16 protein-coding genes and 1 tRNA gene are annotated in these 24,216 nt (G+C 67.9%); 8 read left to right on the top strand and 9 right to left on the bottom strand.

The annotated features are described in order from the left end of the window. Positions 1-4 precede the first annotated feature (4 nt). Positions 5-886, top strand: a complete 882-nt coding sequence (locus tag JNUCC0626_RS08405) for a LysR family transcriptional regulator (protein ID WP_394619105.1) — start codon at positions 5-7, stop codon at positions 884-886. On the opposite strand, the gene JNUCC0626_RS08400 is transcribed toward JNUCC0626_RS08405, so the two are convergent. Together JNUCC0626_RS08400 and JNUCC0626_RS08395 are read right to left on the bottom strand one after the other, a co-directional pair. After that, entirely contained in the window at positions 867-3,443 is a 2,577-nt protein-coding gene (locus tag JNUCC0626_RS08400; RefSeq protein WP_394619104.1) for a LuxR C-terminal-related transcriptional regulator, read from the bottom strand. The two genes, JNUCC0626_RS08405 and JNUCC0626_RS08400, sit on opposite strands and share 20 nt — an antisense overlap. Next, positions 3,440-5,770, bottom strand: a complete 2,331-nt coding sequence (locus JNUCC0626_RS08395; protein WP_394619103.1) for a LuxR C-terminal-related transcriptional regulator — start codon at positions 5,768-5,770, stop codon at positions 3,440-3,442. Before JNUCC0626_RS08395 ends, JNUCC0626_RS08400 begins: the two co-directional genes overlap by 4 nt. 226 nt (positions 5,771-5,996) lie before the next feature. Between JNUCC0626_RS08395 and JNUCC0626_RS08390 the strand changes: the two genes are divergently transcribed. The 5 genes from JNUCC0626_RS08390 (at position 5,997) to JNUCC0626_RS08370 (ending at position 9,516) form a co-directional block, all read left to right on the top strand. Next, positions 5,997-6,881, top strand: coding sequence for an ABC transporter ATP-binding protein (locus JNUCC0626_RS08390; RefSeq protein ID WP_394619102.1), 885 nt, complete (start codon positions 5,997-5,999; stop codon positions 6,879-6,881). Next, positions 6,878-7,585, top strand: coding sequence for an ABC transporter permease (locus JNUCC0626_RS08385; protein ID WP_394619101.1), 708 nt, complete (start codon positions 6,878-6,880; stop codon positions 7,583-7,585). The genes JNUCC0626_RS08390 and JNUCC0626_RS08385 overlap by 4 nt, the downstream gene beginning before the upstream one ends. After that, positions 7,558-8,724, top strand: a complete 1,167-nt coding sequence (locus JNUCC0626_RS08380; RefSeq protein ID WP_394619100.1) for a sensor histidine kinase — start codon at positions 7,558-7,560, stop codon at positions 8,722-8,724. Before JNUCC0626_RS08385 ends, JNUCC0626_RS08380 begins: the two co-directional genes overlap by 28 nt. Continuing rightward, a complete protein-coding gene (locus JNUCC0626_RS08375; protein WP_394619099.1) occupies positions 8,721-9,326 on the top strand; it encodes a response regulator in 606 nt (201 codons plus the stop codon). Before JNUCC0626_RS08380 ends, JNUCC0626_RS08375 begins: the two co-directional genes overlap by 4 nt. Before the next feature lie 107 nt (positions 9,327-9,433). Continuing rightward, positions 9,434-9,516, top strand: a tRNA-Leu gene (locus tag JNUCC0626_RS08370). A gap of 42 nt (positions 9,517-9,558) precedes the next feature. On the opposite strand, the gene JNUCC0626_RS08365 is transcribed toward JNUCC0626_RS08370, so the two are convergent. Beyond that, positions 9,559-11,019, bottom strand: coding sequence for a recombinase family protein (locus JNUCC0626_RS08365; RefSeq protein ID WP_394619098.1), 1,461 nt, complete (start codon positions 11,017-11,019; stop codon positions 9,559-9,561). Positions 11,020-11,320: 301 nt separating this feature from the next. Next, a complete protein-coding gene (locus JNUCC0626_RS08360; protein ID WP_394619097.1) occupies positions 11,321-12,535 on the bottom strand; it encodes a saccharopine dehydrogenase family protein in 1,215 nt (404 codons plus the stop codon). Here JNUCC0626_RS08360 and JNUCC0626_RS08355 point away from each other — a divergent pair. Beyond that, positions 12,521-12,877 (top strand): hypothetical protein, encoded by a 357-nt coding sequence (locus JNUCC0626_RS08355; RefSeq protein ID WP_394619096.1) that lies wholly within the window; start codon positions 12,521-12,523, stop codon positions 12,875-12,877. The genes JNUCC0626_RS08360 and JNUCC0626_RS08355 overlap by 15 nt on opposite strands. Positions 12,878-12,917: 40 nt before the next feature. Here JNUCC0626_RS08355 and JNUCC0626_RS08350 read toward each other — a convergent pair whose 3' ends face one another. The 4 genes from JNUCC0626_RS08350 to JNUCC0626_RS08335 all read right to left on the bottom strand — a co-directional run bounded on the left by JNUCC0626_RS08350 (position 12,918) and on the right by JNUCC0626_RS08335 (position 17,103). After that, on the bottom strand, positions 12,918-15,608 hold the full coding sequence (locus tag JNUCC0626_RS08350; protein WP_394619095.1) for a caspase, EACC1-associated type: 2,691 nt from the start codon (positions 15,606-15,608) through the stop codon (positions 12,918-12,920). Continuing rightward, positions 15,601-15,951, bottom strand: coding sequence for an effector-associated constant component EACC1 (locus JNUCC0626_RS08345; RefSeq protein ID WP_394619094.1), 351 nt, complete (start codon positions 15,949-15,951; stop codon positions 15,601-15,603). The genes JNUCC0626_RS08350 and JNUCC0626_RS08345 overlap by 8 nt, the downstream gene beginning before the upstream one ends. A 300-nt stretch (positions 15,952-16,251) precedes the next feature. Further along, complete coding sequence (locus JNUCC0626_RS08340) at positions 16,252-16,749, bottom strand: glycosyltransferase (protein WP_394619093.1); 498 nt, start codon at positions 16,747-16,749, stop codon at positions 16,252-16,254. A 51-nt stretch (positions 16,750-16,800) separates the two neighbouring features. Next, entirely contained in the window at positions 16,801-17,103 is a 303-nt protein-coding gene (locus tag JNUCC0626_RS08335) for a hypothetical protein (RefSeq protein ID WP_394619092.1), read from the bottom strand. Positions 17,104-17,368: 265 nt separating this feature from the next. On the opposite strand from JNUCC0626_RS08335, the gene JNUCC0626_RS08330 reads away from it, so the two are divergent. Next, entirely contained in the window at positions 17,369-17,989 is a 621-nt protein-coding gene (locus tag JNUCC0626_RS08330; RefSeq protein ID WP_394619091.1) for a Wadjet anti-phage system protein JetD domain-containing protein, read from the top strand. Between the two features lie 277 nt (positions 17,990-18,266). Here the strand turns inward: JNUCC0626_RS08330 and JNUCC0626_RS08325 are convergent, their stop codons facing one another. Then, entirely contained in the window at positions 18,267-24,161 is a 5,895-nt protein-coding gene (locus tag JNUCC0626_RS08325; protein ID WP_394619090.1) for a hypothetical protein, read from the bottom strand. Positions 24,162-24,216 lie beyond the last annotated feature (55 nt).

Below are 24,216 nucleotides of genomic sequence, written 5' to 3'. Positions count from 1 at the left end.
GGTCATGGACCTGAGTGCGGTGCCGCTGGTGGCGTTGCGGGTGTTCCAGGAGGTGGCCGAGCGGGGCTCGCTGAGCGCCGCGGCCGCCGCCCTGGGCTACACGCAGTCGGCGGTGTCCCGGCAGATCGCCGCCCTGGAACGCGTGGTGCGCGCGCCGTTGTTCGACCGTCAGCTCGACGTCGTGCAACTGACCGATACCGGGCATGTGCTGCTGCGGCACGCGGGTCTGGTGCTCACGCAGCTCGACGCGGCCAGCCGTGAGCTGTCCGGGCTGCCGGCGACGGCGGGCACCGTGCGGCTCGGGTGGTTCACGAGCGCGGGCGGCACGGTGGTCCCGTCGGCGCTCGCGGCGTTGCGGCGCAGTCATCCGGCGTTGACCGTGACGACGCGGGACGGCACCACGGCGTCGTTGGTGCGGGCGTTGCGGGCGCGCACGGTGGACATCGCGGTGCTGGCGTCCGAACCGCCGTTCCCGCCGCTGGACGACGAGACGCCGGCGTTACGGACGAAGGTGCTCGACGAACGCGAGCTGCTGCTGGCCGTGCCGTCGACGCATCCGCTGGCGCACAAGGACTTCGTCGACGTGGCCGACCTACGTGGCTGGGCGTGGATCACCGGGCCGCCGGGGTTCGGCGTGTGGCCCGGTCTCGACGAACGGGCCGTGGTCGCCCATGTCGCCCGTGACTGGTTGGCGAAGCTTCAGCTCGTGGCGACCGGTGCGGGCATCACGACGCTGCCCGAGCCGTTGGCGACGTTGGTACCTCAAGGCGTGCAGGTGATCCGTGTGCGCTCACGGGAACGTCAGCGCGTCGTCGTCGCGTGGCTCAACCTCTCCGAACCGGCGTCCGTGGTGGTGGACGCGCTCGTCAGTGGTACTCGCCCGTGAGCATCGCCGTCGCCAGCTCCACCCGTGACCGGTAGCCGGTGCGCTGGAACAGCCGGGTCAGCCTGGCCTCCACGCTCTTCTCGGTCATCCGCAGCACGCCCGCCAGCTCCCGGTTGGTCAGGCCTTCCGCGACCAGGGACGCGAGCAGGCGCTCCTGTTCGGCCGTGGTCGCCGCACGACCGGGAACCGCTACACCGTTCTCCCGCATCATGTGCCGCAGCAACGCCCTGGGCAGCAACGCGTCCATGGTGCCGAACAGCTCGTAGGCCTCACGCAGCAGCAGCGGGTCGACGAGCCGGAACGCCACCAGCGTCGTCCACGTCCGCGCCATCTCGTGCGGCTGGCCCCGTTGCCCGACGATCCGCCGGACCTCCTCGACGGCCGCCTCGTCGCGCCAGGTCAGGGCCCGGGCCAGCAGGTGGTTGCGATGGGCTCGGCCGGTGTCCATGCGCTCGGCGATGCCGGCGAGCCGTTCGACGCGGGCCGCCGCGTCGTCGTGGTCGCCGTCCTCGACCGACAGCAGCGCGAGCCGCAGCTCCAGCTCGTCGGTGCCCAGCACGATGCCGTGCTGGGCCGCGTAGGCGAGCCCCCGGTGCAGCACCTGCTTGCCCTTGTCGCGGGCGCCGAGGACCAGTTCGATGTCGGCCTCGGGAGCGTCCAGGACGTGCGGCAGGACGTTCTGGCCCGTGCGCACCTCGGCGATCACCTCGCGCGCACGGGTGAGCTTCGCGCGGGCGAGCAGCATCGAGGTGAGATCGCGTGCCAACGCCGTGTGCACGACGACCTGGCCGAGCGTCGAGCCGTTGACCAGCGCCTTGCGAGCGTGTCCGAGGGCGTCGTCCCAGCGGCCGGCCGCGACGTCGAGCAGCGCCTGGTCGGAGTCGAGCACCCGCTCGCCCGCGAGGACGCGCTCCGCCCGTGCCGCCTCGCCCGCCAGCAGCAGGTTGCGCGCCACGGTCGACTTCACGTGGGGCCGGTCCTGCTCGGTGGCGAAGAGCGGGCACAGCGCTGGGTCGTTGACGACCCGTTCGAACTCGGCCATCCGCCCGGTGATCAGCGCCGCGCACATGCTGAACAGCTCGCCGAACGTCACCGTGGCCGCATTGCCGAGCCTCCAGACCGTGCGCGTGCTCGCGAGCAAAGTCGCCGCTTCGTCCCATCGGTCCGAGTAGCACAACGCCAGCGCACGGTCGATGAACCGCGCGGACGCACCACCGGGCAGCGTGCGCCACGCACTGTCCGCGACCTTGCGCAACCCGGCCCTGTCCCCCGCCGCGCACATGCCCACGAGCCGGATGAGGTGCATCTCCTGCAACTGGTCCGATGTGAACTCATCGGACCGTTCGAGTGCGACCTCGATGCTGGCCCGTGCGGCGGTCATGTCGTTGTGCACGCTGCACGCGACGGCGTGGGTGTACAGCGCCTCGGCCCGTTGTGTGGGCGTGGTGGCACGGTCGGCGGCGGCGTGCAGCCAGCGCCGGGCCGACGGGTCGCGCAGCACGCCCGCGCGTCCGGCGGCGAGGAGTTGGCTGGCGGCCTTCTCCCGGTCGGCGAACGCGCCCGCGTCGATCAGCCGGTCCGGCAGGTAGCCGGGGTCCTGGACGAACGCCCGGCCGTCCCAGATCGCGCTGACCGCACGCCATCCGAGGTCGTTGCGCTCGTACGGGCCGATGCTCGCCTTCAACGCGTGGGCGAGCACCGGTGCCCGGAACCGCCAGCCTTCGCCGTGCCTTACGAGCACACCTTCGGCTTCGAGTTCGGGCAACGCACTGGTGTCATCGAGGAGTTCTTCGGCGACCAGGCCGAGCGGGTGCAGCACGGCCATCGCCTTCGCGGTCCGCCAGGCGTTCTCGCCGAGGGCCTTCACGCGGTCGACGGCGGCGTGCCGGTGGCCGGTGCCGCGCGGTTCGCCGACCAGGTAGGCGGTGCGGTCGATGATCCGCAGCGCGTCGCCGCGCAGGTAGGTGTCGACGGCGAGGTCTACCAGGCCGGGCACGCCCCGGCTGTCGTTGTGCAGGCGGCGCACCAGGTCGGCGTCCGCGGAGACGTTGAGCAGGCGGGTGAACATGTGGCTGACGCCGGACCGGTTCAACGGCGTGAGCGGCACGACCTCGGTCAGTGCGTTCAGGCGCAGCGCATCAGCAAGATCGGCGTGTTCGAGACGCACGGGCGTGCGGTAACTGCCGACGACGCTGGCGCCCAGTCCGGGTAATGCGTCCAGCAGTGCGCCGAGCACGTCGCGGTCCAGCCGGTGCAGGTCGTCCAGGAACAGCACCGGCGGACGTGACCACCGTGTGAGCTCCTCGGTGACACGGGCGACCACGGCCTCAGGACGGCCGTGGTCGGCGCGCAGCAGCGGAACGGCCGTGGTGCGCACGCGCTGATGTTCCAGCGTGTCCCTGACCTCGTTGAGCAAGGCGGTGCGGCCGATGCCCGCGTGCCCGGTGACCAGCACCAGCCGTGTGCTCCCCGACAACAACGGCCACACCACGTTCGTGTGCGCCTGCTCGCGCGCGATGAGAGCCGTGGCGCCGATGGGGTTGAGCGTGCCCGTCATCCGGTGGCTCCTCGGTCGTCGAGCCTGCCCGCCAGGCTCGCGGCGGCCAGTTCCACCCGCGACCGGACCCCGGTGCGCAGGAACAGGCGGGTGAGATGGTGTTCGATCGCCTTCTCGCTGACCTCGAGCTCCGCGGCGATCTGCCGGTTCGTCTGGCCGGTCCGCACGAGTTCGACGATGCGCAGTTCGGTGGCGGTGAGGCCACTCTGCGTCGCTTTCGGCGCGGCCACGCCGAAGCTGCGCATCAACGCCGACACCTTGGCGGGCAACAGGAACGCGGCCCCGCCCTCCCTGGCGATGGCGTGCAGTTCCCGCACGACCTGACGCGGGTCGTCGCAGAACTGGGCGAGGATGTGGCACGCCCACAGCAGGTCGGACTTGTGGCCGCGCTGGCGCACGACGTCGGCGCCTTTCGCCGCCTCGGCCGGGTCGCGGTTCAGCAGACCTCGGCCCAGCAACAGGATCTGCAGCGTGGCGCGGCAGTCGTCCTGGCTGTGCAGCTCGGTCATGGCGGCCAAGGCGGCACGGGCGATGTGCTCGTCGCCGTTGCGCAGCGCCAGTTGCAACGTCAGCAGCATCAGCCGTCCGATGCCCGGCCGCACCCCCGCGTGCCTGGCCAGGCCGATCGTGCGCCAGGCGAGGTTGACCGCACCCTCGGAGTCGCCCGCGCGATGCAGCAACCGGGCCTCTACCAGCGCCCTGACCGGTGCGTACCGGACGTCATCGCTGGCCTTGGCGAGCCACGCGTGTGCCTGCCGGTTCTCGCCTCGCGCCGTGTGCATCGCCGCGGCGAGCACGCGCGCCAGGTGGTGCGCGGGCATCGGGCGGGTGAGTTCGAGTTGGCGCACCGTCTGCAGTGCGGTCGTGTAGCTGGCTTTGGCGTATTCGCGGACCACGCGCTGATAGAGCTTCAACGGGCCGTGGTCCGGTGTGCGATACCGCGTGCCGAGTACGAGTTCCAGCACCGTGGCGACGTCACCGGCCGTGCCGGCCTCCGTCAGTTCGTCGAAGTGTTCCTTGGCCTGGGTGTTGCGGACGAACTTCAAGGACGTGCGGAGAGCCGCCGCGTCGAACCTGAGTGCGTGATAGATCGCGTTGAGCTCGGCGTTGGTGATGACGGCTTCGGCGTCGTTGGCGTTCATCGGCAGAGGCGTCCAGTGCGGGCGTTCACCGATCCACCACCGTGCGAGGTCGGTGGCCGGTCCGTCGTCGGTGTCGACCGTCTCGCCGTTGAGCAGCAACAGCATCGTCGCGGCGTCGGTGGTCGCGTCGTCGTGCGGGCGGTCGTCCAGGACCGTGCGCATCAGCTCGTCCTGGCCGGTGGCCACGAGCGCGGTCATCGCGCTGTGGAAGAGCCTGCCGCACGGTTGCGGGTCGGTCATGCTGACCGCGGCGGCGAGCCACCGCCCGGCCCGTTGCGGGTCGGTGGACTGGATCTCCACAGCCCGGTTGCCGAGCCACAGCGCCCACTTCCGCGCGTCCGGCAGGTCCGGGCCCGCGAGCGCGACCAGGTCCGGATCGGCCGTCCCGGCGGCGAGCGCGACGTGCACGCGGCGCACCGTGTCCTCGCCGCTCTGGTCCACGATCGCGTGCGCGAGCGCCGGGCACAGCACGTGCAGGTCCGGGGTGAGCACACCGCGTTCGACCAGGTCGTCGAGCGCGCGGCCACAGCTCGCCGGGTCCTCGCCCAGCAGCTGGAGGTCCGTGACCTCGATGCCCTCGCGGACGACGCACAGCAGCGCGACCCGTTGGGCGAGCCCGTGGACGTGCTCGAGCAGCGGATGGTTTCTGGGCAGGCTGATCCGGTCGTTGGCGAGGAACATCCGGTCACCGATCCAGGTCAGCTCCGCGTTCTTGAGCGTCGCGAGGACCGTGCCGGGGTTGCCGTAGAGGGTGCCGAGCGCGGTTCTGAGCGCCTCGACGACGCCGATGTCGAGCGCGTCGCGCGTGGTGATCAACTCCGTGACCACGTCGTCGGGCAACGGCGACAGGTCGACGACCACGTCCGCGGCCTCGGCCAGTTCGGCGTCGTCGTGGGTGACCGCGACGACGAGACAGCCGGGCATGCGCATCGCCGTGGCGGTGAGCACCGGTTCGGCGAGCTGGTCGGTGTCGTCGAGCAGCACGACCGCCCGCGATCTCGGGCGGTGCCCCACCACCGCCACGCCCTCGGCCCGCCACATCGCCGCGGCCTGCCTCAGCAGTTCGGTACGTCCGCTCCCCGGCTCACCGCGCACGACCGCGAGCCGTCCGCGCGAGGTGGTGGCCTCGAACGCGGCCCGCAGCGCGGCGAGCTCCCCGTGGCGTCCGCGCAGATGTTCCTGCACGTGACGACTCCCCTCGGATCTTCGGATGTGGCGGGACCCGGCGAGCCCCTGCCACTCGCCGAATCCCGATGGTGACCAACAGTCACTGGAATGGAGAGTAGGTGAGAGCGCGACGGTCGAGAGTGGACGCGGGGAAACCCCTCAGATGACGACCATGACATCTGTCATGGGGTTTTGATGTGGGACCGCACTGCCGATTCCGCGTGTTTACCGAGATCGTGGGCTTATGACAGCGATCGAGGTGCGGGGGCTGACCCGCCGGTACAGCGGAGGATTCGAAGCTGTCCGGGGCGTCTCATTTGAGGTGGAGCGCGGCGAGATGTTCGCGTTGCTCGGCACGAACGGTGCGGGAAAGACCTCGACCGTGGAGGTGGTGGAAGGGCTCTCACGTCCGGCGGAGGGGACCGTGCGCGTGCTGGGCCACGACCCGTTCGCGGAGCGCGCTGCCGTGCGCCCGCGAATGGGCGTCATGTTGCAGGAAGGCGGCTTTCCGCCTGATCTGACCGCTTTTGAAGCCGCTCGGATGTGGGCGGGGACGCTGACGTCGCCGCGACCGGTCGACGAGGCGTTGGAGATGGTGGACCTCGCTCATCGCGCCACGGTGCGGGTGAAGCAGCTGTCCGGGGGTGAGCGACGCCGTCTCGACCTCGCGCTGGCGTTGCTCGGAAAACCCGAGGTGCTGTTCCTGGACGAACCGACGACGGGTCTCGATCCGGAAAGCCGCCGGAACACTTGGGAACTGATTCGTGCCCTTTTGCGCGACGGCGTGACAGTCCTGTTGACAACGCATTATCTGGAGGAGGCGCAGGCGCTCGCCGACCGCCTCGCGATCATGCACCGCGGCCGGATCGTGGCGCAGGGAACGGTATCCGAGGTGGTCGACGCGTATCCGTCGCGCATTTCGTTCGTCCCGCCCACCGGCGTGACGCTGCCGTTCGTGGTGGACGCCGAGTCGTCGGGCCGCGTGACGCTGCGGACCAACGCACTGCAGTCGTCCCTGCACGAACTTCTCGTCTGGGCACATCTCAACAACGTGGAACTGTCCGGTTTGGACGCCCGCTCGGCGTCGCTGGAAGAGGCGTTCCTGGCGATCGCGGAGGAGGCGGCATGAGGGCCGTGGCTGTTGGGCAGGCCGAGCTGAAGTTGTTCTGGCGCAACCGAACCGCGCTGTTCAACTCGTTGCTGATGCCGTTGCTGCTCGTGCCGGTGCTGATCGCGGTGGACGCCTCGGGCGTGCCGCTGGTGATCGGCCTGGTCGGATTCGCCCTGCTGATGGCGGTCTACTACAACCTGGTCACGACGTTCGTGGCCCGCCGCGAGGAGTTGGTGCTCAAGCGCCTGCGCGTCGGCGAACTCACCGACCCGGAGATCCTCGTCGGCGCCGCACTCCCGTCCGTCGTGATCGCCCTGGGCCAGATGGTGCTCTACTGCCTGGTCGTGGCCGTGGTCACCGGCGTCGACCTGCCGTCCCGCCCGTGGTTCCTGCTGCTGGGCGTCCTAGGCGGCGTGGCGATCTTCGTACTCCTGGCCGCAGCCTCCTCTGCGTTCACCAGGACCGTCGAGATGGCCCAGATAACCTCCCTGCCGATCCTGATGGCGTGCCTCTTCGGCTCCGGCATGATGTTCCCGCTATCCAACCTCCCTGACATCCTCGCCAAGATCCTGCAGTACCTGCCACTGACCCCGGTCCTGCAACTCCTGAACGCCGCGTGGGCCGACGGCCCGGTGATCAAGCCGCTGACCGTCATGGCGGTGTGGATCGTGCTGGGCACCTACGCTGTGCAGAAGTGGTTCAGGTGGGACCCGCGGAGGTGAACTTGCTCGGCTGGTGGCGCTCGCGTGGCAGCGCGGCGAGGTTCGACCTCTTCGTCCGCTACACGTTCTACCTCTCGTACATCTTCCTGCCACCACTGCTGATCATCGGCTTCGCCAACGAGGTCAGCACCGTCGCTCTGGCCGTCCTGGTCGCGACGGTGCTGGCCTACACGGTCATCAGCTTCCGCCTGGTCCACCAGGGCCTCGAGTACAACCTGGGCCGCACCGAGTTCCCCCGCCGCATCCTCACGATCCACCTGCTGATCACCGCCGCGATCCTCGTAGCAGGCCAACTCGCGTACCCGGACCCGTTGCCCGGCAAGCCGGACAGCCCAGGCGACGGCATCTCGGTGATCTTCCTGGTCCTAGCGGTCACCACGTACTCCGCCGTCCTGCGCCCCCGCACCCTGATCCTCCTGGGTCTCCTGGGCGGCGCCTGGATGCTCCTCACCGCTCCCCCGGGCCACGCCCTCTTCATCTCCCTGATGCTCCAGTTCCTCGTGGCAGCCTTCCGCTCCACCCTCTGGATGCTCAAGATCGTCTGGGAACTGGACCGCTCCCGAGAAGTACGAGCCAACCTGGCCGTAGCCGAAGAACGCCTGCGCTTCGCCCGAGACCTCCACGACGTAGTAGGCCGCAACCTCTCCGCAGTAGCCCTAAAAGCCGACCTGGCAGCCAAACTGGCGAGCCGCGACCGCTCAGCCGCAGCCATCGACGAAATGCTGGAAGTCCGCCAAATCGCCCAGGACTCCCTGGACGAACTACGAGCGGTCGTCAGCGGCTACCGAACAGCAGACCTGACCGCAGAACTGGCAGGCGCCCGCTCCCTACTGGCCTCAGCAGGCATCGACTGCCGAGTAATAGGCGACGTCACGTTCACCGGCGAACCGGCCGGCGCCCTCGGCTGGGCAGTCCGCGAGGGCGTGACCAACGTCCTGCGCCACAGCGAGGCCCGCACGTGCACGATCACGTTGCGAGGCAAAGTCCTAACCATGTCCAACGATGGCGCCTCGTCCTCCGCGTTCCGCTTCGGCAGCGGCCTAACAGGCCTCCACGAACGAGTAGCAGCGCTAGGCGGCTCGGTAACAGCCACCCCAGAGCCCCCCAACCGCTTCGTCCTGACCGTGGAGCTCCCATGATCCGCATCCTCCTGGCCGACGACGAACACCTCATCCGAGGCGCAATGGCCGCCCTTCTCTCGTTGGAGGACGACCTGGAGGTAGTAGCCCAAGCCGCCACAGGCAAAGAAGCCCTGGCGACAGCCAGAATCGTCCGCCCAGACGTAGCGGTGATCGACCTGCAAATGCCAGACCTGGACGGCGTCTCCGTAGCCCAATCACTGGCCACAGAACTCCCCACCTGCGGCACCATGATCGTCACCAGCCACGGCCGCCCAGGCCACCTGAAACGAGCCCTGGCAGCAGGAGTCCGAGGCTTCCTCCCCAAAACCGTCTCCTCCGACGTCCTGGCCACAGTCGTCCGCACAGTCCACCAGGGCGGCCGCTACGTAGACCCGGCCCTGGCCGCAGAGGCCATCAGCGCAGGCGACAGCCCCCTGACCCCACGCGAAGCAGACGTCCTGGAACTAGCCCTAGAAGGCGCCCCCATCGACGAAATAGCCCGCCGAGCCTCCCTGTCCCCAGGCACAGTCCGCAACTACCTGAGCTCAGCCGTGGGCAAAACGGGCGCCTCCAACCGCCACGAAGCGGCCCGCTTCGCCAGAGCCAAGGGCTGGATCTAGTACTCCTACCAGCACCAACGCCGCACCAACCCCCCGATTTTGGCCCACACTGACGATCATGTAATCTATGCACACACCACGGCGCGAGCCGCGGTACAACTAAACAAGTCCGGGTGGCGGAATGGCAGACGCGCTAGCTTGAGGTGCTAGTCCCCGAAAGGGGGTGGGGGTTCAAGTCCCCCCTCGGACATTCTCTTACCCCACGGGATTCCTCAGAATCCCGTGGGGTAATTCATATTTCGGCCGTTTTCACGTCGCCACGCCAGTTCAGCGCAAGTGCCGGCCGAACTGGGCGATGGGCAGTTTCCAGAGCTTTGAGCGTTAGCGGCGCGGGTCGAATTTCAAGACGCTGCTCGCTGCAGTGAATCTGCAAGTGTTGCTCGCGAAATTGATCGACCAGATCTTCGCCCGCGCCTATCTCCACAGGTGCCGCAGCCCGCCCGAGCAGGTGCGGCAGTGCCTCAAGAAGGTGGTCTTCTCGGACGTAGATGTTCCGCGGTTCGCCGTCAGAACGTCGCTTGACGCTGGTGAAGCCATGCCGACACCGATAGCCAGCTCGCCCATGAACCCAGTGCCCGTCCATCCGACGGCCACACAACCCGCATACGACAAGGCCAGCCAGCATGTAGCACCGGACCTCGCCGTCCTTGGCGGGTTTTGTCACCCGCATCCCCTGCACCGCGACGAACATCTCGTCATCGACGAGAGGCTCATGCACGATGCGCTCGGACACCTCCCACTCACTGACCGGGTTGTACCGCAGCGCGCCCGAGCCGCGGCCACCAACACGTCCGCCTGACCCGTAACCTGTCGTGCTGCTTCGGTTCCACACCTGCCGGCCGGTGTAACGCGGATTCTCCAAGATCATCGCAACCGTCCGGACGATCCACCGCTCCCCCGACCTGTGCGCATTCCGCTCGCGATCCGCGCCCGACGGGCACACCACGCCACGCTCGTTGAGCTCGCGCGCCAACGACGCCACCGTGCGACCGTGAGCACGTTCAGAGAACATCCACCGCACCCACGGAGCCGTCACCGGATCCGGCGCCAACACCTGCACCCGCCGACCCCACCGCCCATGCACCGGATTCGGATGACGACCACCATCAACAAGCCGATACCCATATGGCGGCCGCCCGCCCAGAAACCGGCCTTGCAACCGCGTCTGAGACCGCATCGCCGCCAACACTCGCTGACGAGCCCGCGCCACCTCACGCTGCGCCTGCGCACCCAACAACACCATCAACGCCTCATGCACCGGACTGCCGAGTTCCACCGGGCCGCCCGCTTCCGGCAGCCATACCTCGACACCCAGTGCGTTCAGCCGAGCCACGACCTCACGGAACTGATCACCGTGAAACGCACGCTCGTACTCCCCCACCACGACGGCATCGAAGGCACGATCAGGATCTGCAGCGGCGGCCAGCAACGCTGCGGCCTCCGGACGGTCCAGCCACGACCACCGTCGCGACACACCCACATCGAAGAACTCCGCGACGACCGAGCCGATGCCCTCGATCAGCTCATCCGACACGGCGCGCTGCCACGCACGTGATGTCTGGACGTCCTGAAACGTGCTCGTAGACATCCGGCCGTAGAACGCGAAGCGCAGGCCAGGCTCCTCAGACGGTGCCGCTGGACGGCGACGTCCCGTCAACGCGGCGACCAGTTCGGCGTTCGTCAACGTGGCCACAGTCAGCTCCCTCGGTCACAACCGAGACTCAGCTGTCAAAGGCGTCGTGACGACGTCCTGTCCATCTCCACCCGAACAGACCAGGAGCAAGCCACACCAGACATCAGGCCAGCTCACCCCAGCCCGGAGATCTCCCACACGGGCCACTCAAACCAGGCTCGACGTGCTCGCCTGGATCAACCTCCCTCAAGGCCCGCGTGACGCATCGACACCGAGGACCATCCTTCCGAGGCGTCAATACCACGACTAGGACACGCTTCCCGAGGCCGCGGGAAGCATCCAACCCTCACGGCGGTGTGGGTCAGGCGGTCGTGACGTCGTAGGTGTGGCCAGCAAGCCGCAGGCGATCGATCAGAGGCCGGCCCATGGCCGTCGCAGGTGTGAGCGAGCCGGACCGTTGCGGGAGGTCGTCGAGGGCCAGGCAGAGGGCGCTCTGCCCGAGCATGACGGCCGTGGCGGCGTAGCCGGGATCGCCCGGTCCGGCGACGGTGGCCCGGTAGCGGCGCCCGGAGCTGGTGGTGGCGTGCAGCACCGACCGGAACCAGCCCTTCGCACGAGCCTGTTCGCTGGGCCCGGTACCGGGCGCGGGTAACACCCGGTCGAGCAGGCCGCGGACGGGCTTGACCGACATCGCGCCGACCAGCCCGGCCAGCCCACCGGTGATACCGGCCGCCACGAGCACTCCGGTGACGCCCCGCCCCGCGCCCATGACCTCGCCGTAGCGCAGCTCCGGCCCGTAGACCCAGTCGAGCAGGGCGTTGCTGCGCCGCACAATGCGGGTGTTGAACGGCGCCATCACGAACGGCGCCTGCCACGTTCCGTCGGCGGCGCGGGAGGGCATCCCCGCGTCACGGGGCTGGGCGGGCGTCGGCTCTGCTGCGCGGTCGGGACTGAGCGCATGCGGATCAGCGGCGACGCGGCGCAGGCCGGGATTGCGCTCGTAGGCCTCGATCTGCGCCCGCAGCGAGTCAATCGTGCCGCCGCTGAAACCGCCGCGAACCGTAGCCACCAACCGCACGTCGGTGAGCGGACCCGCGCCGTCAGCCACGGCCCGCTCGTGCATCAACAGCATGCCCAGGTCCGACGGAATCGAGTCGTAGCCGCAGGCATGCACGATCCGGGCTCCGGACTCCACAGCCAGCTCGTGCACGGCGTCGATCGCGGCCCGGACGAACAACACCTCACCGGTCAAATCCGCATAGTGCGTGCCGGCCCGCGCGCACGCCTCGACGACCGGGAGCCCGTAACGCGCATACGGACCGACGGTGGTGGCCAGCACCCGCGTCGACGCGGCCAGCGCCGCCAGCGCAACCGGGTCCCCCGAGTCGGCGACGACCAGCGGCCACTCCCGCGCCGCCGCAGGCAACCCGGCCCTGGTCGCGGCGAGCTTGTCCGCAGACCGCCCGGCCAGCGCGAACCGTACGCCCTCGGGGGCGTGCCGGGCCAGGTATGCGGCGGTCAGCGCCCCAACGAACCCGGTGGCGCCGTAGACGACGACGTCGTGCTCACGATTCATGGCAGTCAGCATGCCTCCCAGGCTCCGGCCAACGCGCAGCGGTACGGCACTGACGTCAGGTACCGCTGGTCGACGAACAGCAGGGCTGAACTGCCGATCTGCACCGCCCTGGCCCAGGACGCCGCCGACGCCAAGAACTTCGTCGCGATTCCCGATCCTCCGGCGCAAGCCGCCTGGGCGAAGACGCTCCCCGATGCCCTGCGCTCGGGAGACGGGTGTCAGCGCGCCCTCAAGCAACGCGACGCCCCGCTGTTCAGCAAGTCGTTAAGCGACAGCCTGTCGGCTGTCAACTCCTACGCCACCCTTCAGCGGCGAATCACGTCCATGGCGGAGGGCCGGTGAGCACGTTCGGCCTGTTCGAGGCACCTTCCAGGGAGCTGCTTCAGTTGCGGAGCCAAGGAAAACGACGCGTTTTGACGGCGTCCGGAGTGTCCGTGTCAACTCCGCGTCTGAGCTCTCGCGCGCACTGGGACAGGTCAGCGTGGTGGAGGAGATCGGCCAGCTCGTTCACGTCGGCCGGGCGTTGCTCCCTGATCCAGGACAGCGCCAAGCCGAGGCCGGGTTCATCGCCTTCCAGGTACAGGACCTGAATGAGTTCCCGCAGCTGGCGCACCGTGCGACTGCTGAGTGAGAGCTGGAGGAAGGTGTCGGCCTCCGAGCCCTCACCGGACCGGCGGAGGTCCGTGACGGTGGCGAGGACCCTTCGAGCGGGTACGTCCGTGGCCGCTCTCGACATCATGCGATCGGCGTGCGCGGACAGACCGGCGGCCCTCAGTCCCCGGCACAGGGAAGCGAATCGGTGAGCCGGCTGGTTGTCGAGCAGGGCGTCGAGCCGGACGGACGCGCTCCCGCGCGCCACGCTGTCGACGACCCTCCCGAGGACCGGCTGGCCAATCTCCACGGCCATGGCGAAGAGGAGGCTCGCATCGTCGCGGGAGAGGTGTTGGAGGAGCTTCGCGACGACATCGCTCGGCCACCCGCGCAGCAGCACCCGGAAGAACTCCTGGCGGGGAACTTCACGCAGGAGCGCCGCGAAGGTCGCGACCTGATCCACCGGCGTTTCGCCGAGGCCGACGGCGACAACAGCGAGGAGGTCGACGAAACCGGCCTGCGACCGCGAGCGAGCCAGGTGTTCCGAAGGTGCTGCCGCGGCCAGGTCGTTGATCATCCTGGCGAGACGGTGTGGCGTACCGTCGAGGAGGGCGGTCAGGACCTGTTTCTGGTCTCGGGCGGCCGCCGCGAGGACGAAATCGGCGACGACGTCCACCTGGGCGTGGTTGGTCGCGCTCACCACTAGGTTCTTGGCGGTGACCGGGCGACCGGCGGAACGCACCGCGGTCACCAGCTGACAGATGTCGTCGGCCGGTCGGGTGGTGACGACCCGCTCGCACAGGCTGAACTCGGCGTCGTCGCGGCCCTGGGCGCGCAGGTCCGCGGCCAGGGCGACAACTCCGTTGATGTCCAGGGTCGTCGCGGCGTGCTCCAGGGTCCGCGCGGCGAAGTCCGGTTGGTCGGTCGTCCAGAAGGCGGTGGCCAGCGCCGACGCCTGCCGAGGGTCGCTGACCGCGGCGATTGCGGTGGCCGCGATCCGCTCGGCCTTGTCCGCCTGCTCCGCGCTGATCATCGAACGGCAGAGCTGAGCGATGGTGTCCGGGGGCTGTTGTGCGGCCGCTTCCGCCGCGGCGACGTAGATACCGAACGCGACCGGCTCACTTCCGACGGCTCGCAACTGCTCCGCCAAGGTGAGCACCGCCGGACCGGCCAGTCGCGGCAGCGCCCGGCTGATGAGGTCGTCGACCTCCTGACGCAGACCGGCGAGCCAGAGCGCGCTGATGAGGTCGATCAGGTTCTCCCGCTCCTGAGCGGCACCCAGCGCGACGTCCAGCAACTGTCCCAGTTCCAGCACTCGTCCGGCGGTCTGGAGCGCGGCCGCCAGCTCGGCCACGTCCGCGGCGTCACCGGTCGCCGCTCTCGCGAGCAGTGTCCTGGACTCGCCCAAGAGGTCGATCTCGCGGAGGGCGTCGACGACGGCCATGACCTCTCCTGGCGAGCGCAGGCAGATCGCGGTGACGACGACGTCGAGGTCTGATCGGTGCTGCTGGCCGCTCAGCGCGTCGATGATGCCGGCGACCTCCTGGTCGATCCGCGACGCGGCCGACGCCATGAGCACCTGGTCGGCGAGGTCGGAGCGGCCGGTCGCTCGCAGCTCGGCGACGTGCACGACCACCTCGGACGGGGTCTGCCGGGCCAGGGCGCCGGCGCCGTCGGGGAACTCGGGCAGCACTCGCCGACGCGGCTTGGACTCCCCCGCCACCGCGCTCCTGCGACCGCGCCGGTTGCGACTGAGTGCGATCATCCGGCCGTCGTTGCGGCTGCGTTGCTGGGGCGTCGGCATGCCCGAAGCGGCGAGGTCGACGCGTGCGTGGTGGAACAGGGTCTCCATGTCGAGGAGGTCAGGGCCGTCCGCGACACCGTTCTCGATCTTGTCGATCAGCGCGGCCGTGAACGCGGTGTACTCCGCGTCCGGCACGGCCTTCGCGACGGAGTTCTCCGAACTGGCGGTCATCAGGTACGTGCCGTCAACCTGGGCGTGGTCGGCCAGTTCCACCTCCGAGCCCATCGCACCCCGCATCGCCGAACCACTGAAGCAGCAGTCCAGGATGACGACCTTGCCGTAGCACCCGCGCGCCGTCGTGATCACTTCTCGGCGGATGTCGTCGAACCGGACGGCCCGGTAGAGCCGGTTCGGCGCAACGTTCGGCAGCGCGAGGAAGAGGTTGGAGTTCTCGTCCAGCAGACCGTGACCGGCGAAGTAGAACACGAGCGCGTCTGTCGCCTCCTCGGCGGCGGACTGGACGACGTCCAGCACCTCGTGCACCGAGTCCGGGTTGACGAGCGAGGTACAGTGCGCGGGATCTAGACCCCACTTATCCGGATCGGTCAGCAGCCGCTGCAGGGCGGCGATGTTCCGGTCGACGGCCGGCAGGTCGTCCATCGACTCGTAACGGGAGACGCCGAGCAGGACCGCACGTGATCGGGCCGGGTCCGGGAGACCCACCACTCGGTCAGTCATCGCTCCGCCCCTTCTCGAACCAGCCCGAGAAGGTCTCGTTGATGCCCCGCAACTCCTCCGGCGAGTCGTCGCGAGGGGTGACCTTCTCCGACTCCACCGCGAGGGTGAGCGAAGGCGGGTCGGTGCGCGTGCGACGCCAGTTCGTGTAGGCCAGCACGAGATTTCCCAGACCAATCGTGTTGGCAAGCACGACGTTGATGATCTCGACCGCGCCCATGTCCCCGGGACCGCCCGCGGACACCAGGTTCACCGCGGAGGACCTGGCGACATCGACGTCATCGCGCAGCCAGGCGTGAAAGCTCCTCAACGCCACCGCGTCGTCGCCGGTGATCACCATCTGCATCGTCGCGCTCCCTTGGCCGGAACAGTTCGCAGTGGGGATCGCTCCGCGTGTAGGCATCGTTATCAACAATCACCGAGTGTCTTTGCGGAGCCAGCCCCGCAGTGACGTGACAGCCTCACTCATCATGCAAGGGCGGCGGCGCCCGGCAACCGTGGACTCGAGAAGTGCCTCCGACCTCGCGAGCCGTGCCGAGCACCTCCAGCAGCCACGCGGCGCCTCGGTCGGGTCCTGCTGCCCTCACCGCGTCACGCACGGCGGCGAACGGGTTCGGGCCTCGCAGGAGCAGGCTCAGCGCGGTCGTCACGTCCTCGGATGTGGCGGCGTTAAATCGAGGCACAGACCCGCGCCCGACCGCTCGGTGTCGTGGGCGATGTGGAACTGGTCGCTCGAGAATGGGAGCCCCAGGGCGGGCATTCCCGCCGCCAGGCATTCCGTGAACGAGTTGTTGCCGCCGTGGTACACCATCGCGGTGACGTGCGGCAGCAGAGCTCGTTGCGGAACGTCGGACTCCACGACGACACGTGGGTCCTCGGCCAGGTCTGCGAGTTCGGCGACACGGCCTCCTGCGGCGACCACCACCGTCAGGTCCGGGATGCGCAATGCGCCTTCCACGACCTCGCGCAGCACGTCGTGCCTCGCGGACAGGAAGTTTCCCAGCGCCACCAGTAGAACACGTCGTTCACGTACCCGGTCGAGCAAGACCTCGTCGAGCGTGTCGGCGGTGGTGCAGTGACCGAGGAAGATCTGCCGCTGGTGCTCCGGCAGCGGTGGCAGCCAAGGAAGTTCCGGGTAGTTCACGACCGCGGCGTGGGAGGAGGTCAGGCCCAAAGCCCGGCGCGGCGACCGACGTTAGGGCGCGAAGTCACGGAAAAAACGCGAGAACGCCGCTGTGTGGGCGAGATCGGTGAGACGCACCTCGCTGGACAGCAACGCGAGTTCGGACGGTGACGGGTGCACCGCGGCCGGCCATGCCTGGGGCAGCCCGAAGAACTGGTCGTCCCGCGCGACCAGGCAGGTCGGGTGGCCGGTGATGTAGGACACGAGCTGCAGGTCGAGCGCGTGCAGCGCAAGTGTTGTGGCGTAGTCGATCTGGTCGACCACGTACCAGTCGGGGCGGAGCTCGTCGTGCCGTGCGGCGAGATCACGCAGCACCTGCTCAGGCGCGGCGACAGAGCTACTCAGCCTGACCGCGAACGTTCCCGAGCTGCGTCTCGAACACACCGGCCTGCGCAGAACCCCGCCGTCACCGACGCCGGTCGTTCCCTCTGACTCGCGTTGTGGAACTGCGAGGTGGAGCTTGTTCGAAGCAGCGCTTCGAGCTGCCACGGCGTACTACCTCGCTCGCCGGGAGAACAGGCGTTTCAGTCCCAAAGATCTGGCTCGCCAGGCATGGCGGAACACGAAGGCGAAGTGGACGATGCACCGCCGCTTCGCGTTCCAAAAGCTGCTGAACCTCCCGTTCCACGAAGCACTCGACGTACCCGACACGGATCTGCGCATGCGCGGACCACTTGTCTGGACATGCAAGGACGTCATCGCGAACGCCCAGATCTGCGAGCCATGGCCCAGCATTCCCGCAAGAGGTCTGCGCGTGCTGGGCACCACGGAGTTCACCGCCGCCGGGATCCTGCTGGTCGAGAACAGCGACACCTTCGACCAGGTGTGCCGCACGCCCGAGATAGCCGATCGTTGGCTCTGCGTGTGGGGCAAGGGTTTCGTGAGCACCGGCCTGATCGACTTCCTGCAGGACAAACCCGTGCCCGTCGCCGCGTGGGGCGACCTGGACGCGCACGGGATCAAGATCATCCACGATGTGGCCAGACGAGTCCGCGTACCGGTTCACCCCGTCGGGATGACCGTCGAGCTGTGGGACACCTCAGTGAAGCGAAAGCAGAGTGAGGAGACCCTCGCGGCCGCTCGAACTCTGGCAGCCCAGCTCACGGAGAGCGGACCCACGGCGCTTCGGTTCGCGCTCGTGCGGGCATGGCCCCCACTCGATCAGGTCGCGGTGCCACCTCAGCACCGTGTACGGGGCTGACCAGCAGCCGGAGCCGGCGCGGGGTCGCGCGGGCCAGGGGCACGAGGAGGGTGGGCCAGCAAGACCCTGTGCTCCGGCCGCATCCATGGGCTCTGACCACCGTGACTCATGCCCCTTCTGGATTTCGAAATGGGTAGCTGATCAGGAGCGGCCCACCGCCGGAGCGACCGTCGCCCGAGAAGCCCGCCACCCCGTTTCGGCCTGCAGCTAAGCTCCAATGCGGAAGGGTGGCCTCCGGTCCTTGACCAATGACCACCCCGTCGCACACTGGCAAGTGTCAGCGATGCGGCCAACATGCAGCGAGTCTGGGCTCGGGGAGAAACCGGCCGTCTCGGTCGACGTTGAATACCTGAAGCGCGATCAGGCAGTCAACGGTGATCGACGGGTCCGGCACCACCAGTTCGGCAGCTGCCTCGAGGTCTGCTCGGCTCACACCAGCCGAACCGATCATGTCAAGCATCGTGTCGAACGCAGTGCACAGCTCCTGATCTACCAAACCGACCTGCGCCACGAAAGCCGCGGCACCGCCCGGCGTTTCGAACCCCCGCTCCAGCTTGCGCAGCGCCTCAGCCTCCTCCATGCCGGAGGAGTTCTGCGGCGTAGCGCCGACGCCGCTGACCAGCTGCGCAGCCTTTTCCACCAACGTCGGCCAACCACCGGTGACCCGGAGCAACTCGCTGCGCCGTTCCTCGTTCGTGAACATGGTCGCCTCAATCGACCACACTCGGAGCGTCGCGAGGTCATAGCGGCGGAGGGTCACGGTGCTCAATGACAGCGCCCCCGGTGCACGAAAGCTCGCTTCGTCGATCTGGGCGAACGTGTGCCGCCACAACGCCATCTGCTCCGGACCTGCCACGATCACCGCAGAACGCGTCACACCCGACGCCACAGGCGTCCGGGTCTGAGCAAGTTCCAGCGCCTCAAGGCAAGCCTGTTCATGCGGCGCGAAACTGACCAGGTCGTCTAGGACAACCCGCCACTCCCCCGGCTTGCCCGACACGAGCTGCTCCTCGAACTGGCGCCGATTCCCGATCGGAGGCAGGGAGAAGCGGTTTCCCACAGACGCTGCGGCGTGCACAGCTTCGGGAACCAGGTGGACACCCGTCGCATGCGACCCCAGCACGACTCGTACCTGGTTGCGGTGGTCGCCCAACAGGTCGTCAATCTGAGCCGCCGTCAACGGCGAACGCTTGCCGTCCTTCAGCTCCTGCCGCGACTCTAGGGCGAGGAACTCGTCCGGCACGGACCTCTCCTCGGCGGAGAACAGCTCCGTCTCGACATCGTCCCGGGTGCCGATCATGCTCAGAACGTTGGCGCTGCGCAGGTGCCACCCGCGTCCGTCGTTGTTGGGTGCGAGGACGCCCAAACCGATCATTTCCTGGAGGTACGCGCGAAAGCCCTCAACGTCCAGCTTCGCGAAACCATTCTCCCAGTAGCTGCGGCACTCCTCCCTCAACTGCTTGTCCGTCAGCCGCGAGTCCAGTCCCTGCTCGTGGGCGTGGTAGCCGAGCACATGCGCGATGACTCCGTACCGGTGGTCCAGGTTCAGCGTCTCGTGGAACGCAGCCCGGATGTCGGCGCGGAGGTCCGCGTGCGTCTCCACCGCCTCCACGTCACCGCGTGTGATCACGTACGGCGGCTCGATGCCTCGGGAGAGGCCGGCGTCTCGCTTGAAATGCATCTGCTCGATGAGGCGACTGGCGAAGATTTGCAACAGGAACGGCTGATACGAGCAGTACCCCAGAACACGGTTGACCAGGTCCGGGTCCTCAAAGTCGTACCCGAGGGCGGCAAGAGGTCTGGTCAGCAGATCGGCCGCGTGCTGAGGACTGAGCGGGCCGATGACCGTCGGACGTTGTGCCATGTGCCCGAAAGGGGCATTGCGAGCGGTCTTCGCGTAACGCTGCACCGAGTGCAGACCCGCGAAGACGACCTTCACCCGCCCGTTGTTCATCTGGCCGAGCGCCTTCAGCCGGGTCGTCTCCGAGAAATCAGGCATGTCGGCTTCAAAGAACTGATCGGCCTCGTCCAGGAGTACGAGCAACCGCCGCGCCGGATCGGCGTCCAGCCAGGCCTGCACTCCCTTCTCGACCAAGTCCCGCGAAGGCCGGTCAGGCGCGTTTTTACTTACTGGCGCCACCACCTCCCTTCTCACTAGCGCCGTGTGCAGCGCGTCCCAGATCGCATCCTGGCTGATCGGCGAGTTCGCGCGGATGCCGACCGCCTTGAGGTCCAGGTAGAGCGCAACGCGCTCGCCCACCGTGTGGCGCTGGTTCTCGAACTGCTGGGCCGCGCTGTTGAGCAGGGCGGACTTGCCCAGCCCTCGCCCGCCGAACACCAACTGGGTGCCGTCTGGGTCAATGACGCTGCGCCGTTCCTTGTCGCGTCCGTAGAACATCTCCGGAGCGACCACGCCGCGCTTCTGCCTGATGTAGGGGTTCACGCTGGAGAAGGGCAGTAGCACGTTCATGGTTGCGGTCATCTGCCGGTTGCCGTGAGCGGCGAGATAGGCCAGTGCCGCGTCGTCCACAACCACGACGGGCGCGCTTCGCCCTGCGGCCTTCACAGCGAGGTCACGCCGGGTCTGCGCGCTCATCGTGCCAAAATGCACTACCAACAGACTTTCACCCGACGGATCACCGTCGGCCCAGCTCATCAGAAGCTCGGCGCTCGGCCGCCCCCACGCCAACAGCACGCGCAGGCGCCCGTCGAGCTTCGAGCCAAACGCCGGCACCAGCGCGTTGCCGACGATTGCCCGCACCACCACCTCGACGAAGCGGCGGTCGTGGCTACGCGGCAGGCTCTCCAACCGGTGCAGGTTCGACACCTCCAGACCGATCATGCGCAGTGCGGGGAAGATGTGGCCCGCCATCGCAAAGTTGCTGGTGTTGTTGCGCAAAGCCGGCTCGACCTGTGACAGCTGTCGCCAGCTGTTGAGCGATTCGGAGGCCATCTCGGCGAGGTCCGGGCTCAGTGCGCTGAAGTTCAGCACGGGGCAGTCCGCCACGACACCACGCTGGCCCACCAGTGCCACCAGGTCGTGACTGATGCCTTCACCAAGAGCGTTAGGGACCGCCGGGAAGAACCTGGTGAGGTCCAGCGACTGCGAGATCGCGGGCACGTCCTCGTCGATCTCCAGGAAGTAGATCAGCTCCTCCGCTGTGGACAGCTGCCCATCGTCCAGGAGCCGGACGACCCGCTCATGGGTTCCTGGATCGATCTGCTCGCTGCTCTGCAGCTGTTTCAAACGGACGGTCAGCCGCGCCGTGGCCTCAGCGCGGTAGCGGGGCAAGAGGTCGGATATGCGGCGCAGGGTTCCATCGACCGATACCAAGTCGAGAGCGAGGTTCCTACGTGCGTCCTCAAGCAGGCTGGTCAGCTCGCCGTCCTGTTCGTCGGAGATCGCGTTGTTGAGACGTTCGCGGCGCAACGTCGTCAGGAGGTTCTGCAGCTCGTCCGCCAGGGCGGTGCGCTTCTCCAGTTCCGCCCGGTCAACCGCAGTAGCGCGTTCGACCAGCCCCTCGACGCTGCCGCTCTCCTGCGGGACCTTGCCCGCCGCCGCCAGTTCAAGCAGGAAGTGAGCGGCAGCAAAGTTGTTCGCACCCACCAGGCCGCTCAACGCCTGGTCCCATGAGCGGTCGACGACTTCTAACAGGTGCTGCACGGTGGTCTCGCGTGGTGCGACGACGCACTCCGTCCCGTGATCCACCGTGGCGTCGGCCAGCTTGAGCAGTTCGACGGTCAGCACAAGTTCAGGCGACGGCTCGCGGGCCGGCAGCTTGCGTGTGCCCTCGAGGATGTTGAACGTGGTGATCATCGCGTGAGACGCGGCCCGCGCGGCGGCGGCCGTCAGCGGGTCGTTGTGGTGAGTCAGGTTCTCCAGCGCGCCGAGAACGCCGCCCCGGCGGTCCAGAACCGCGCGGCGCATCTCGGCGACTTCACCCGCGCTCCAGTGACGGTCCAGCATTTCGCGGTTGTCCAGTGAGCGGACGGCAACGACCCAGTCGGCGAGCGGCTTGAGCGCTTCCTGGACCAGGTTGAGGAGGTCCTGCCGTCCGGCACCCTCGATCGGTTTGCCCGAGGTGCCTTGGAATCGCCGGTCAAGCTTGTCGAGTTCGCTTTTGATGAAGCTGCTGGTCGACAGCTTGTCGACGAAATCGGCGACTTCGTCGACTGCAGTGCTGTCGTTGCGCTCCACCAGGCTCAGCGGTCGGCCGAGGATTCCCCTCGCGTCGAGCCAGATCTTGCTGATGTCTGTGGCACGTTTGAATCGCAGTGTCCGGTTTCGGCTGCGGATGTGACCCGCAGCCTGGGTGATCATTTGAATACCCCGCTCGACCTCTGTGACGTCGGCGAGGACGAGCGGAGTCTGAGCCTCGGCCAGGATCCCGTGCAGTGCGCGGCGCCCGATCTCCTCCGCCACGATGTTCAGGTTCGGTTCGAGGTGCGGTGCGAGCTGGTTGAGCAAAGCGCCCGTGGCGTGCTGCCCGGTGACCAGGGCAACCCGAATCAACGCCGGGACGGTGAGCAACAGGCTCGGCGTGTCTCCGGCGACCGCGACCGCTTCCAGATTGTCGAACTCGTCCTGCAGCAACGTTGCGACGGCGCCAGCCTGGTTGCGGACGACGCCCGACAGCGCGGCGATACGCAGTGCCGTGAACTGGACGTCGGTTTCCCCTGTCGCCTTGAGCACTTCCGCTGCGAGACCGAAGCGCCGGTCCTCGACAAGGCGGGCGAGGGTGTCCTCAATCGTGGTGTCGAACGACGCCGTGCCAGTATCCCCGGCAGCCGTTTCCACCTCCGCGTGGACCGGCTCGGGCAGGACAGTGTCCACCGGTTCCTCGATCACCTCCGGCACTGCCTGCCTGGGCAAGTCAGCACCTTGCAACGAAGCGGCACCCAGCTCGGCGACGCAGTCTATGTCCGGGGACGGTGGCTCCTCGGCGGTCTTCACGTCGTCCGATTTTTGCGACGGGTCCCAGGGACCGTCGGGCGCCATCAGCAGCCCTGCCTGGATCGCAAGAAACGACAGCTCGGGCCTCGCCGAGGACCACATCATCACGAGAGGCATCCGTTCCGCGTTGGCGGAATCGGTAGAAACCAACCCAACGAGCACGCCCAACGATTCCGCTCGCTCGCGCAACTCGTTGTCCCAGGGGTCTGCGGCGAGCAACTCCTGTGCTTCTTTCTGCGCGCGGGTCAACTGTTCCAACAGCATCGGAGGTTCGTCAGGGCTGCGAAGAGCGCACACAGCGCCGAGAAGTTCCCGCGCGGCAACATCGCTTTCGTGCGCTGTCAATTGCTCCACGGCTGTCCGAAGAGCAGCCACACTCTCATCCTCGGCGACCACTCCCGCTGCCGACAAAGCAGTAGCGAGATCATCGAAGGACTCCCGTGTCCTGACCAGAACATCGAGGTCACTGCGGAGCGGCACCTGCTTCGCACCCAGCCGCTTCACAACCCTCTGCGCGGCGCCCAGCGCGCCCGCGAACGCCACATCGAAATTGTCGACCGCAACCATCAGGTCGTCCGCCGTCTCCCACGATGACCCCAGTGCGTCCTCGGCCCGAGCGTCGTCGGTGTGCGGAAGCAACTCGTCATCCATCGGGTTGTCCAGTGAAGCGTCATCCTCTCGTTCCACCGCCTCGGCTTCCACACCGTGCTTGTACGACGATGTCGCAACGACGACCCGCTCCGATGCTGCGGCGAGTTTCTCGACCTGCGCGTCGGACAAGCCGTCCATCCGGAACCACTCCCTCTCCGTTGCCCAGAACCAGATCCGGGCGTCGTGGACAGAGGTGAGTCCGTTGGCCCAGACGGCCACTCGGCAGAGCGCTTCGCCCCACTTCTGCACCGAGTCGTCTGACTGTCCTCTGAACGCCTCGTCACTGATATCCATCCACGCCCCGAGTGAGAGCGCGGAGACCGCATGTCGGAGGTCGTGCTCGTTGGCCCGCGCGATTCGGGTAGCCACGTGCTGCCCAGTCGCAAAGTTGACGTTGCGTGGCCTGATCGTCAGACCGAGCGGTTCGAGCACCGAGCGGCGGTGCTGCCAAGGGATGAAGCGCAATGCCTTCACAACATCGGCGACGTCGAGCTTCGACGCCGCGGCCCGCAGGACCTCGCTGCACGACGTCAGCATCTGCTCCAACGCGTCGAGGGCTTCGTCCACCTCCGCATCGACATCCAGGGGCCAGCCGGCCGTAGGTGACACGGGGTACGGGCGC

The sequence above is a fragment of the Lentzea sp. JNUCC 0626 genome (assembly GCF_043632865.1).
Classification (GTDB): Bacteria; Actinomycetota; Actinomycetes; order Mycobacteriales; family Pseudonocardiaceae; genus Lentzea.
The sequence above is the reverse complement of the archived record's forward strand: the minus strand, read 5'-3'. Positions and strand labels throughout refer to the sequence as shown.

Excerpts from the sequence above, each read along its gene's own strand:
- JNUCC0626_RS08375 (WP_394619099.1), top strand. The coding sequence starts at position 8,721 with ATGATCCGCATCCTCCTGGCCGACGACGAACACCTCATCCGAGGCGCA.
- JNUCC0626_RS08385 (WP_394619101.1), top strand. The coding sequence starts at position 6,878 with ATGAGGGCCGTGGCTGTTGGGCAGGCCGAGCTGAAGTTGTTCTGGCGC.
- JNUCC0626_RS08330 (WP_394619091.1), top strand. The coding sequence starts at position 17,369 with ATGCACCGCCGCTTCGCGTTCCAAAAGCTGCTGAACCTCCCGTTCCAC.
- JNUCC0626_RS08400 (WP_394619104.1), bottom strand. The coding sequence starts at position 3,443 with ATGACGGGCACGCTCAACCCCATCGGCGCCACGGCTCTCATCGCGCGC.
- JNUCC0626_RS08390 (WP_394619102.1), top strand. The coding sequence starts at position 5,997 with ATGACAGCGATCGAGGTGCGGGGGCTGACCCGCCGGTACAGCGGAGGA.
- JNUCC0626_RS08360 (WP_394619097.1), bottom strand. The coding sequence starts at position 12,535 with ATGAATCGTGAGCACGACGTCGTCGTCTACGGCGCCACCGGGTTCGTT.
- JNUCC0626_RS08345 (WP_394619094.1), bottom strand. The coding sequence starts at position 15,951 with ATGCAGATGGTGATCACCGGCGACGACGCGGTGGCGTTGAGGAGCTTT.
- JNUCC0626_RS08405 (WP_394619105.1), top strand. The coding sequence starts at position 5 with ATGGACCTGAGTGCGGTGCCGCTGGTGGCGTTGCGGGTGTTCCAGGAG.
- JNUCC0626_RS08350 (WP_394619095.1), bottom strand. The coding sequence starts at position 15,608 with ATGACTGACCGAGTGGTGGGTCTCCCGGACCCGGCCCGATCACGTGCG.